The organism is Micromonospora sp. NPDC005710, assembly GCF_040630995.1.
Lineage (GTDB): Bacteria > Actinomycetota > Actinomycetes > Mycobacteriales > Micromonosporaceae > Micromonospora.
In genome coordinates, this window is record NZ_JBEXYP010000013.1 from 46,181 (window position 1) to 57,214 (window position 11,034).

General features: G+C 71.4%; 9 protein-coding genes. 2 read left to right on the forward strand and 7 right to left on the reverse strand.

Features of this window, described 5'->3' with window-relative positions; all coding sequences use genetic code 11:
* Nucleotides 1–347: 347 nt before the first annotated feature.
* From purE to mca, 6 genes are all read right to left on the reverse strand, one after another.
* Entirely contained in the window at nt 348–845 is a 498-nt protein-coding gene (gene purE, locus ABZ406_RS18815) for a 5-(carboxyamino)imidazole ribonucleotide mutase (protein WP_357762966.1), read from the reverse strand.
* Between the two features lie 32 nt (nt 846–877).
* Complete coding sequence (locus ABZ406_RS18820; RefSeq protein WP_357762970.1) at nt 878–2,053, reverse strand: 5-(carboxyamino)imidazole ribonucleotide synthase; 1,176 nt, start codon at nt 2,051–2,053, stop codon at nt 878–880.
* 121 nt (nt 2,054–2,174) lie between these two features.
* Nucleotides 2,175–4,211 carry a thioredoxin domain-containing protein gene (locus tag ABZ406_RS18825; RefSeq protein ID WP_357762972.1) on the reverse strand — a complete coding sequence of 679 codons (2,037 nt, stop codon included), beginning with the start codon at nt 4,209–4,211 and terminating at the stop codon, nt 2,175–2,177.
* A gap of 52 nt (nt 4,212–4,263) precedes the next feature.
* Entirely contained in the window at nt 4,264–6,795 is a 2,532-nt protein-coding gene (locus ABZ406_RS18830) for a bifunctional diguanylate cyclase/phosphodiesterase (RefSeq protein WP_357762975.1), read from the reverse strand.
* Nucleotides 6,796–6,974: 179 nt separating this feature from the next.
* A complete protein-coding gene (locus ABZ406_RS18835) occupies nt 6,975–7,268 on the reverse strand; it encodes a hypothetical protein (protein ID WP_357762978.1) in 294 nt (97 codons plus the stop codon).
* A 48-nt stretch (nt 7,269–7,316) separates the two neighbouring features.
* Entirely contained in the window at nt 7,317–8,198 is an 882-nt protein-coding gene (mca, locus tag ABZ406_RS18840) for a mycothiol conjugate amidase Mca (RefSeq protein ID WP_357762981.1), read from the reverse strand.
* A 203-nt stretch (nt 8,199–8,401) separates the two neighbouring features.
* On the opposite strand from mca, the gene ABZ406_RS18845 reads away from it, so the two are divergent.
* Together ABZ406_RS18845 and greA are read left to right on the forward strand one after the other, a co-directional pair.
* Complete coding sequence (locus ABZ406_RS18845; protein ID WP_357762984.1) at nt 8,402–8,842, forward strand: DUF4307 domain-containing protein; 441 nt, start codon at nt 8,402–8,404, stop codon at nt 8,840–8,842.
* A 156-nt stretch (nt 8,843–8,998) separates the two neighbouring features.
* Entirely contained in the window at nt 8,999–9,496 is a 498-nt protein-coding gene (gene greA, locus ABZ406_RS18850; protein WP_357762987.1) for a transcription elongation factor GreA, read from the forward strand.
* 95 nt (nt 9,497–9,591) lie between these two features.
* Here greA and ilvA read toward each other — a convergent pair whose 3' ends face one another.
* The gene (gene ilvA, locus ABZ406_RS18855; RefSeq protein ID WP_357762990.1) at nt 9,592–10,812 is read right to left on the reverse strand and encodes a threonine ammonia-lyase; all 1,221 of its coding nucleotides are present in this window, start codon (nt 10,810–10,812) and stop codon (nt 9,592–9,594) included.
* Between the last annotated feature and the right edge of the window lie 222 nt (nt 10,813–11,034).

Genomic DNA, 11,034 nt, shown 5'->3' on the forward strand with positions numbered 1-11,034 from the left:
ATAAGTCCATGATCGACGTGTCGGAGTCTGGGCTCGCGGAGGTGAGCCGGGTCGACGGGCCAACCTCGCGCGATCTTGCGCTTTCTGTTGCGACATAGGGTATGAAAACCACAAAACAACAACCGAAAGTGCAAGATCGCCGGGTGAAGCCGGGCGCAACCCGGCAGGGCGAGGTCCGCGCGGGCCACAGTTGCGCGATCTTGCACTTTATGTCGCGGCATAAGGCGTGAAAGCCGCGAAACAACAACAGAAAGTGCAAGATCGCGAGAGCGCGGGTGGAGCGCCGAGGGCGAGGGCGAGGCTTGCCGGGGGCTCGCGGGGCGAGTCTCGCGGGGGTGGGAGCTGGGCTAGGGCTGGGGCAGGGTTGCTTGGAGGGCGGCTTCCTTGGTTGCCACAAGCTTCTCCAGGTCCTGCTGGTAGGTCGCCATCTTGGCGCGCAGGCCCTCGTCGCTGGCGCCGAGGATCCGTACGGCGAGCAGGCCGGCGTTGCGGGCGTTGCCGATCGACACGGTGGCGACCGGGATCCCGGCCGGCATCTGCACGATCGACAACAGCGAGTCCATGCCGTCGAGGTGTTTCAGCGGCACCGGCACACCGATCACCGGCAGCGGCGTCACCGAGGCGACCATTCCGGGCAGGGCGGCGGCACCACCGGCCCCCGCGATGATCACCTTGAGGCCCCGGTCGGCGGCGTCGCGCCCGTACTCGATCATTGCGACAGGGGTTCGGTGCGCCGAGATCACGCGTACCTCGTAGGTCACGCCGAAGTCGTCAAGCACCTCGGCGGCGGCCCGCATGGTCGGCCAGTCCGAGTCGCTACCCATGATCAAGCCAACCGTGCTCACTGTGGCCCTTCCGTCGTACCCGAAATCGTGGCTCACTCGTGGCCCTCGCGCAGCCACCGCGCGGCGCGGGCGGCACGGGCCCGCAGGTCGTCGAGGTCGTCACCGAGCACGGTGACGTGCCCGATCTTGCGGCCGGGTCGCACCTGCTTGCCGTACAGGTGCACCTTGGCACCCGGCTCGGCGGCGAAGAGGTGGTGCAACCGCTCGTCGATCGACATGCCGCCCGGCTCGCCGCCGAGCACGTTCGCCGACACCACCACCGGGGCGGTCAACGCTGTGTCACCCATCGGGTAGTCCAGCACCGCCCGCAGGTGTTGCTCGAACTGGGAGGTCCGGGCACCCTCGATGGTCCAGTGCCCCGAGTTGTGCGGACGCATCGCCAGCTCGTTGACCACTATCGCGGGCCGGCCGGCGTCGTCGCGCACCTCGAACAGCTCCACGGCCAGCAGACCGATCACGCCGAGCGCGGTGGCCAGGTCGATGGCGAGCTGCTGCGCGGAGACCGCCAGCTCCTCGTCGAGGCCGGGCGCCGGGGCCAGCACCTCCACGTTGATGCCGTCGCGTTGCACCGTCTCGACCACCGGGTACGCGGCCACCTGACCGAACGGCGAACGGGCCACCTGCACGGCCAACTCCCGCCGCAGCGGCACCCGCTCCTCGACGATCAGCCGGGTGCCACCGGCGAGCAGCGTGGCCGCCAGCTCGGTGGCCTGGGTGGCGTCGTCGACCATCCAGACGCCCCGGCCGTCGTAGCCGCCCCGGGCCGCCTTCAGCACCACCGGCCAGCCGACCTGCTCGCCGAAGCCGACGAGGTCGGCGGGCTCCCCGACGGGCCGCCAGGCCGGGTTGGGGGCACCCAGCTCGGTCAGGCGCTCCCGCATGACCTGCTTGTCCTGGGCGTGCAGCAGCGCGTCCGCCGGCGGGTACAGGGACACCCCTTCGGCCGCCAGCGTGCGAATGTGCTCGGAGGGCACGTGCTCGTGGTCGAAGGTGACGACGTCACAGCCCTTGGCGAAGGTGCGCAGGGCGGCCAGGTCGGTGTGGTCGCCGTACTGGACGTCGGCGGCGACGAGCGCCGCGCCGTCGTCAGGGGCGGTCGCGAGCACACGCAGTGACTGGCCGAGGGCGATCGCGGCCTGGTGGGTCATCCGGGCCAACTGGCCGCCACCCACCATTCCGACAACTGGCAGACCGGTACGGGAATCCATAGCGCGGCCAGCCTATCCGGGCCGCCGACGGGCTCGGCCGGAGGGCTGGCGACCCGACGGGCGAGCGCCGGCGGGACCACCACGCGAGGCGCGCCAGCGACTACCGGGCGTGGTGGTGCGCTCAGGCCAACTCGGCGACCAGGTCGTCGACCGAGGTGACCGGCCGCTGGCAGACGAAACCCCGGCAGACGTACGCGGCGGACCGCCCGTCGACAAGCGGACGGTCGGCGAGCAGCGGCACACCCGGCTGGTCCGGACGCCCGGCGACGACCACCGCTCCCGGCGGTGCGTGCCGGTGGGCGGCGGCCACCAGGGGGTCGCCGGTCGGGTCGTCGGTGACCACGGCGATCTCGTACGGCCCGGAGGCCAACGCCTCGCCCACCATTGCCGCGTACCCGCTGAACCGGGGGTGCTTGCCGACGATCGGCGCGACAGTGCCGAGGGCCGCTTCGGCGGCCTCCCGGTAGCGCGTCTCGCCGGTCAACGCCGAGTACGCCACCAGCCCGGCGATCAACGCCGACCGGCCGGACGGGGTGGCGTTGTCGGTCGGGTCGGCCGGTCGGGCGACGAGCCGCTCCGCGTCGTCGGCGGTGTCGTAGAAGGCGCCTCCGGGCGCGGCGAAGTGCGCCAGGGCGGTGTCCAGCAGTTCGCCGGCAAGAGTGAGCCAGCGACCCTCGCCGGTGAGCTGGTGCAGCGCGCAGAAGGCCTCGGCCACACAGCCGTAGTCCTCCAGGACACCGGCCGGTTCGCCGACCTTGCCGTTGCGGGAGACCCGGCGCAGCCGGCCGTCCACCAGGTGCACAGTGGCCAGGTGCTCGGCGGCCTGACGCATCGCCCCGTCGGCGACGATCGTCACGCCGTCCATCAGGTTGGCATCCTCGTCCTGCGGGGACGCGGAGAGGGCAGCTACCTGTTGGAACTCGGCGATGGCGGTGATCGCCAAACCGTTCCAGGCGGCCACCACCTTGTCATCGAGGGCCGGCTGCGGGCGAGTGTCCCGGGCCGCGAGCAGCCGCCCGACGATCTGCTGCCACCGGGCACGCACCTCGGGCGCGGCGTCGTCCACGTCCCGGGCGAGCCGCAGCACACTCATGCCGTGTTCAAAGGTGCCGTCGTCGGTGACTGTGAACAGGTCGGCGGCGAACCGGCCGTCGTCCTCGCCCAACGCCTCGACGAGCTGGGCGGGCGTCCAGGCGTAGGTGAGCCCTTCGACGCCCTCGGTGTCGGCGTCCAGCGCGGACGCGAAGCCCTGCCCGGGCCGGTGCAGCTCGTCGGCGAGGAACCGGGCGGTGTCCCGGGCCACCCGGCGGGCCAGCGGGTCACCGGTGAGTCGCCACAGCTGGGTGTAGACCCGCAGCAGCAGCGCGTTGTCGTAGAGCATCTTCTCGAAGTGCGGCACCGTCCAGTGCGCGTCCACCGAATACCTCGCGAAGCCGCCCGCGAGCTGATCGTAGATGCCACCCCGGGCCATCGCCTCGGCGGTGTGCCGGCTGACCTCCAGGCTGCCCGGGTCACCGGTGCGCTGGTGGTGGCGCAGCAGGAAGAGCAGGTTCATGTGCGGCGGAAACTTGGGGGCGCCACCGAACCCGCCGTTCGTGGCGTCGTACTCGCTGGCCAGCTTGGCGGCTGCCGCGTCGAGCAACGGGGCGTCCAACGGCGCGGTGGGGCCGCCCACTGCCTGCGCGCCGCCGATGGCCTCGACCACGGCGGCGCCCTGGCCCAGCACCGCCTCACGTTGCTCCCGCCAGGCGGTGGCGACCGACTGGAGCAACTGGACGAAGTTGGGTCGCGGGAAATAGGTGCCGCAGAAGAACGGGGTGCCGTCCGGGGTGGCGAAGACGGTCATCGGCCAACCGCCCTGACCGGTCATCGCCTGGGTCGCGGTCATGTAGACCGCGTCCACGTCCGGGCGCTCCTCACGATCCACCTTGATCGACACGAAGTTGTCGTTCATCAGCGCGCCGACCTGCGCGTTCTCGAACGACTCGTGGGCCATGACGTGGCACCAGTGGCAGGCCGCGTAGCCCACCGAGATGAGCACCGGAACGTCGCGCCGCTTCGCCTCGGCGAACGCCTCGTCCGACCACTGCCACCAGTCGACCGGGTTGTCGGCGTGCTGGAGCAGGTACGGGCTGGTGGCGTCGACGAGTCGGTTCACCTGACGACCATAGCCAGCCCCGGCGCGGACCGTGCAGGCTCCACCCGGACGGTCAGGAGGCGCCGTCGGCGCGGAGCCGGAACACGTTCGACTCGGCCGAGTCGCGCAGCGACCCCAGCACCGCGCTGATCTTGTCTGCCGGCATCGGCTTGAAGAAGTGGTAGCCCTGCGCGGAGGTGCACCCCAGCTCGGCCAGGGCCATCCGCTGCTCGGCGGTCTCCACGCCTTCGGCGACCACCCGCAACCCCAACTCGTGGGCGAGGCCCACAGTCGTCCGGACGATCGCGGCGGCCTCCGGCGAGTCGGCCATCCGGATGACGAACGAACGATCCACCTTCAACTCGTCCACAGCGATCCGGGTGAGGAAGGTGAGCGACGAGAAGCCGGTGCCGAAGTCGTCGACGGCGAGTTGCACGCCCATCGACCGGAGGGTCGCCAACACCTCGTCGATGACCTCCAGTTCGCTCATCACCACTGTCTCGGTGATCTCCAGAACGAGCCGGTGCGGCGGCACCTGGTGGCGGTGCAACGCGTCAGCGATCTCCGCCGGCAGCCGGGGGTCGAGCAGGCTGCGCGCCGACAGGTTCACCGAGATCGGAACGTCCAACCCCTCCCGGGCCCAACCGGCTGCCACGCCTAGCGCCTTGTCCAGCACGTAGCGGGTGAACGTGCCGAGCTGCTCGCTGTTCTCCACCGGCCGGATGAAGTCGGCCGGGTTCAGCCACCCACGTCGGGGGTGCTGCCACCGGATCAGCGCCTCCACGCCGGTGGGGGCACCGGTGGCGAGGTCGACCGCCGGCTGCAACGCCAGCACCAGTTGATCGTCGACAGTCAACGCCTCACGCAGCTCGGCCAGCAGGGCGAGCTGGTCGGTGCTGGCCGCGTCGCGTGCGCCGTCGTACGCGGCGACGTTGCCGCCGCCGTCCTTGGCCTGGTACATCGCGATATCGGCCCGCCGCAGCAGCTCGGTCAGGTCCGCGGTGCCCGCGGCGGCCACCACCACACCGACCGAAACCTCGATGGACATCCGTACGCCGGCCACCTCGGTCGGCGCGGCCAACCGCTCGGCGATCTCGCGGGCCTGGCGCAACGCGTGGGCCATCGGGGCGGCCCGGTCGCCGAGCACCGGCACCGCCGTGAGCAGCAGGGCGAACTCGTCGCCGCCGAGTCTGCCGAGCAGGTCACCGCTGCGAACCAATCCGCTGAGCCGGTTCGCGGTCAGCCGCAGCAGCTGGTCACCCGCCGCGTGGCCGAGCGTGTCGTTGACTTCCTTGAACTGGTTGATGTCCAGCAGCAGCAGTGCCACCGGGTGATCGTGGCTGAGCTGTCGCAGCGACTGATCACCCTTACTCAGCATCGCCGCCCGGTTGACGAGGCCGGTGAGCGGGTCGTGCACCGCCTCGTACGACGAACGGGCCGTGACCAGCCGCAGTTCGTGGTGGGTCGCGGCGTCGTGCAGGGCGGCGGCGAGCGCGTCGCCGAACGCGGCCACCGCGTCGTGTTCGCGGGCGGTGGGCGGGGCCGAACGGGGGAACCTCACCCGCAGCCGGCCGACCGGCGCGGCGCCCACCGACAGCGCGCGGCTCAGCTCGTGCTCGTCCGGCTCCGACTGGTCCGGTGGGCCGGTCTCCCGGTCGACCAGTTGGCCGCTGGCGTCGCCCCGGTAGCGGTGCCACCGGCCGTCGGTACGGGCCACGTCGACGTCCACCAGTTCGGCGTTGAACAGCGTCAGCGCGCCGGTGACCGCCGCGCTTGCCACGCCCCGCTCGTCGAGCTGGTTGAGGGCTGCGGTGGCCTCGGCGAAAGCCCGCCAGGTGCGGCGCTCCTGATCAGAGCGCAGCCGGTAGCGGTAGGTCTGCTGGAGCAGCCACAGCAGCGGCGGCAGCAACAGCAACCAGCGAGGGTCCAACTCCAGCAGGGCGACCACCACCAGCCCCACCGCCACGTTGCCGACGAACATCATCAGCTTGCCGCGCAGCGCGGCGAGCAACGGTGGCCCGATCGGCAGCCCATGCCGCAGGCCCAGCGTCACCCCACCCAGCCAGGCGGTCACCAGCAGGTACGTCACCGAACCGGCGATGACGGCGAGCGCCAGCACCGGGGTGGGCGGGGAGAGCAGCGGCCGACCGAGCGCCGTGGTCACGGACACGGCGAGCGCCGACGCGGCGGCCAGCGACGCGGCGATCCGGACGATCTCCAGGACCGGACGACGATCGTTGTGCAGGGACAGCAGGGTCCAGGCCAGCCCGGTGCCGAGCAGCGTGGCCGACGGGAGCCAGCCGGCCGGGGTCAGGTAGAGGCAGACGATCAGAGCCGCCTCGCCCCAGGTGATGCTGACCATGCCCGCGGCCGAGCGGAACCGCAGCCGGGCGAGCTGAGCGAGGCCCAGGACGGCGACGGCGATGCCGAAGCGGGCCGGACCGCCGAGGGGGTCGTCGGCCGGCAGCCGGACCGGAAGGGTCAACCCGACAGCGGCGGCGGCCAGAGCGGTCAGCGTGACGGCGGCGGTGAGTACGAGCACCCGGCCCGGTGTGCCACGCACCCCGAGCCGATCGAACGGGTCGTCGGTCGCACCGGAGGTCATCGACCTCCCCCGTCAGCCGACCGACCGACGTCGCGGCGGGCGGCCGGTGCTGTGCTGGTCATCGGCGCCCCCTCCCGCACACGGCTCGGAGACTTTTGGTCCCCCCGGCGGAAGGCTAAGCCAAACCGAGTGGTCGCAACAGGGGGCGACCACCCGGTTCGGCGTGATTCATGCGCGGACTACCCGTTCAGGTGCTGCTGGTGCCCGTTGGGAGCGGGCGTGGATGAATCACGCCCCCCGGTCCCGTCTGTCGGATCGACGACTGCCGCATCGGCCCTGGTGGGGTCGGTCGGCCCGGACTGCTGGGGAAAACGGTCCGGCAGCCGGCGCAGCCGAGAGTTCATGTTGCGGATCAGCAGGATGGTCGCGGTGGCCAGCAGCAGGATGAGGAAGAGGCCCATCGGCCCGGCCAGACCACCCGTGCGGGTGTCCCCGAAGTTGTTCTCCGCGAGCACCTGGGCAGCGGTCAGCATGGCGTTCCTCCGATGTGCGGTTGGTAACCAGGGTAGCCCCGCCGGGAATCAGCGCGCGTGCGCCGTCTCCCGTACTCCCGCGAAGAGATCGGACTCGGGCAGCGGGCTGTCGACCATCGAGCGGGCCAGCTCGTAATCCTCTGTCGGCCAGGCGCTCCGCTGCAGCTCCATCGGCACGTGGAACCAGAAGCCGTCCGGGTCGACCTGGGTGGCGTGGGCGCGGAGCGCGTCGTCGCGAACCGGGAAGTATTCGGCGCACTCCACCCGGGTGGTGATCCGGGGGCCCTTGTCGGGCCGATCCTCCCACCGCTTGAGCCACTCCTCGTACGGCGACTCCAGGCCGGCGGCCAGCATGCCCTCGTGCAGGGCCATGATCTTGCCCTTGGAGAAGCCGATGTCGTAGTAGAGCTTCAGCGGCTGCCAGGGAGCGCCCAGCTCCGGGTAGCGCTCCGGGTCACCGGCGGCCTCGAACGCGGCCACGCTCACCTTGTGGCACATGATGTGGTCCGGGTGCGGGTAGCCGCCCTCCTCGTCGTACGTGGTCACCACGTGCGGACGGAACTCGCGCATCAGCCGCACCAGCGGACCCGCGGCGACCTCGACGTCCTGCAGGGCGAAACACCCCTCGGGCAGCGGCGGCAACGGATCGCCCTCGGGCAGACCCGAGTCGACGAAGCCCAGCCAGGCCTGGTCGACGCCGAGGATCGCCCGCGCGGCGTCCATCTCGGCACGCCGGATGTCGCCGATGTTGGCCCACACGTCGGGCCGGTCGAGCTTGGGGTTGAGAACGCTCCCGCGCTCGCCGCCGGTGCACGTCACGACCAGGACGTCCACCCCCTGGGCGACATATTTCGCCGTCGTCGCCGCGCCCTTGCTCGACTCGTCGTCCGGGTGCGCGTGCACGGCCATGAGACGCAGTTGCTCTGCCAACTTCGGCGCTCCTCGTCTGTGCCGGACGGTGGACCCGACCGGGCTCGACCGGCTGACCTGCCGGGATCTTTCCTCACCGCACCCTGTCACCGGCCACCAGTGCCGGGCATGACCTGCCATTCCTGCCGCTGGACCGGATGGGAGGATGGGGCTCTGTCATTCTTGCCGATGCCGCCGACAACAACGCCAGGAGATACCCGCCGGTGACCGAGACGCACGCCACAATTTCCCCAGGCGCGCCGGTTTTTCCGGCCGGACGCTACGGCCGCCGCCGGGCACCGGGCGGCAAGCGCCGCCGTACGCTGCTGGCCGGGCTGGTGCTGCTGGCACTCGTGGCCACGCTGACCGTGATCTCGGTCCGGCTCTACCGCCAGTACGGCGATCCGGCCTACGACGCCCAGGTGATCACGTACACCGACATCACGGACAACCAGGTCCTTGTCGACTTTCGGGTGACCGTCCCGACCGGCGGGTCAGCGGTCTGCGTGCTGCGGGCCCGGGACCGTTCCGGCGCCGAGGTGGCCCGCGAACAGGTCACCGTGACCGCCGACCCCGGCGATCGGCACGTCACGGCCCGGCACCGCCTGGCCACCACCGCACGGCCGTTCATCGGCGAGGTCCTGCGCTGCCAACCACCGGCCTGAGCTGCCCAAACAGCCCCGAAGGCGGTGTTTGCCGAGCCCCTACCGCGGGTGTCGGATCCGGACACCGGCGGTGACGGCCGACAGAGTGTGTCGTACTGCACTGGTAACTTGGTAGTTCACCTGTCAGCCAGCCACGCACAACTGAGGAGAACGCCTGTGTCCACTGGCAACGAGGCGCCCGCCACCTGGCTGTCGCAGGACGCGCACGACCGCCTCCAGGCCGAGCTCGACGAGCACATCGCCAACCGCCCGGCGATCGCAGCCGAGATCAACGCCCGGCGCGAGGAGGGCGACCTCAAGGAGAACGGCGGCTACCACGCCGCCCGCGAGGAGCAGGGCAAGGCCGAGGGGCGCATCCGCTACCTGCAGGAGCTGCTGCGCACCGCGAAGGTCGGCACAGCGCCGACGGCCGACGTGGTCTCGCCCGGCATGGTGGTGACGATCTACTTCGACGACGACACCACCGACACCGAGACCTTCCTGCTCGGCTCCCGGGAGATCGCGGCCACCACCGACCTGACCGTCTACAGCCCCGAGTCCGCGCTGGGCAAGGCGATCCTGGGCGGCCGAGCCGGGCAGACCTGCACCTACACGGCGCCCAGCGGCGCCGACATCAAGGTGACAGTGGTCAGCTTCGAGCCGTTCTCCGGCTGATCGTCGCCGATCGCCCTACCCGCTGCCGGCCGGGTCGACCGCCGCCGGCCACTGTCGTAGGCACCGCACATTCCGAGGCGTGACACCCACCGGTGTCACGCCTCGGCCGCGAAGACCACCTGGTAGCCGCTGGCCCGCAGGGCGCTGATAAGCGTGTCCGAGTGCTCGACGCCCCGAGTCTCCACCGATAGCGCCACCTCCACCTCGCCGAGGCCGAGGTGCGGGTTGGCCCGCTGGTGCTCCACGTCCACCACGTTGGCCCGGTGCTCGGCGATCTGGCTGAGCAGCGACGCGAGTTGCCCCGGGCGGTCCGAACAACGGACGGTCACCCGCAGGTAGCGACCCGCCGCGGCCAACCCGTGCTCGATCACCCGCATCATCAACAGCGGGTCGATGTTGCCACCGGACAACACCGCGACGACAGGCGTCTCCACCTCGACCACGCCGGCCAGCAGCGCGGCGACACCTACCGCCCCGGCCGGCTCGACCACCTGCTTGCCGCGCTCCAACAGCATCAGCAGGGCCCGGGAGATGTCCTCCTCGGAAACCGTGACGATCTCGTCGACCAGCTTGCGCACGTGGTTGAAGGTGATCTCGCCCGGCCGACCGACCGCGATGCCGTCGGCGATGGTGAAGAAGGCCGGCAGCCGGACCGGTTCTCCCGCCACGAGTGAGGGCGGAAACGCCGCCGCCCCGGCCGCCTGGACACCGATGATTCGGACGTCCGGCCGCAACGCCTTCACGGCCACCGCCATGCCCGAGATCAGACCGCCGCCACCCACCCCGGTGATGATCGTCTTCACGTCCGGGCACTGTTCGAGGATCTCCAGCGCCACAGTGCCCTGCCCGGCGATCACATCGACGTGGTCGAACGGGTGGATCAGCACCGCCCCGGTGCGCTCGGCGTACGTGTGCGCCGCCACCAGCGACTCGTCGACGGTGTTCCCGGCCAACTCGACCTGCGCGCCGTACCCCTTGGTGGCCGCCACCTTCGGCAGCGGCGCGTTCACCGGCATGAAAACGGTGGCGTGCGTACCGACCAGGCCGGCGGCGAGGGCCACGCCCTGCGCGTGATTGCCGGCGCTCGCCGCCACCACACCGCGCTCCCGCTCCGCCGCCGACAACCGGGAGATCCGCACGTACGCGCCCCGCACCTTGTACGAGCCGGCGCGCTGCACGTTCTCGCACTTGAGCCACGTCGGCCCGCCCAGTGCCGCGGTGAGCGGTCGGGACGGCTCCAGCGGGGTGGTGCGGGTGACGCCAGCGAGCAACTTCCGTGCGGCCCGCACGTCGTCGAGACCGACCAGTTCCGTCATGCCCCGATCGTGCCACCCGCGCTCCCCGACCAACCCGCGGGCCAGGCCCACCGAAGCGCCGGCCGACCAGGGCGCGAGCCGTTCAGGCCGCGGACCGACCGGGGCACGGACCGACCGGGGCACGGACCGACCGGGGCACGGCCCGACCGGGGCACGGCCCGACCGGGGCACGGCCCGACCGGGGCACGGCCCGACCGGGGCACGGCCCGACCGGGGCACGGC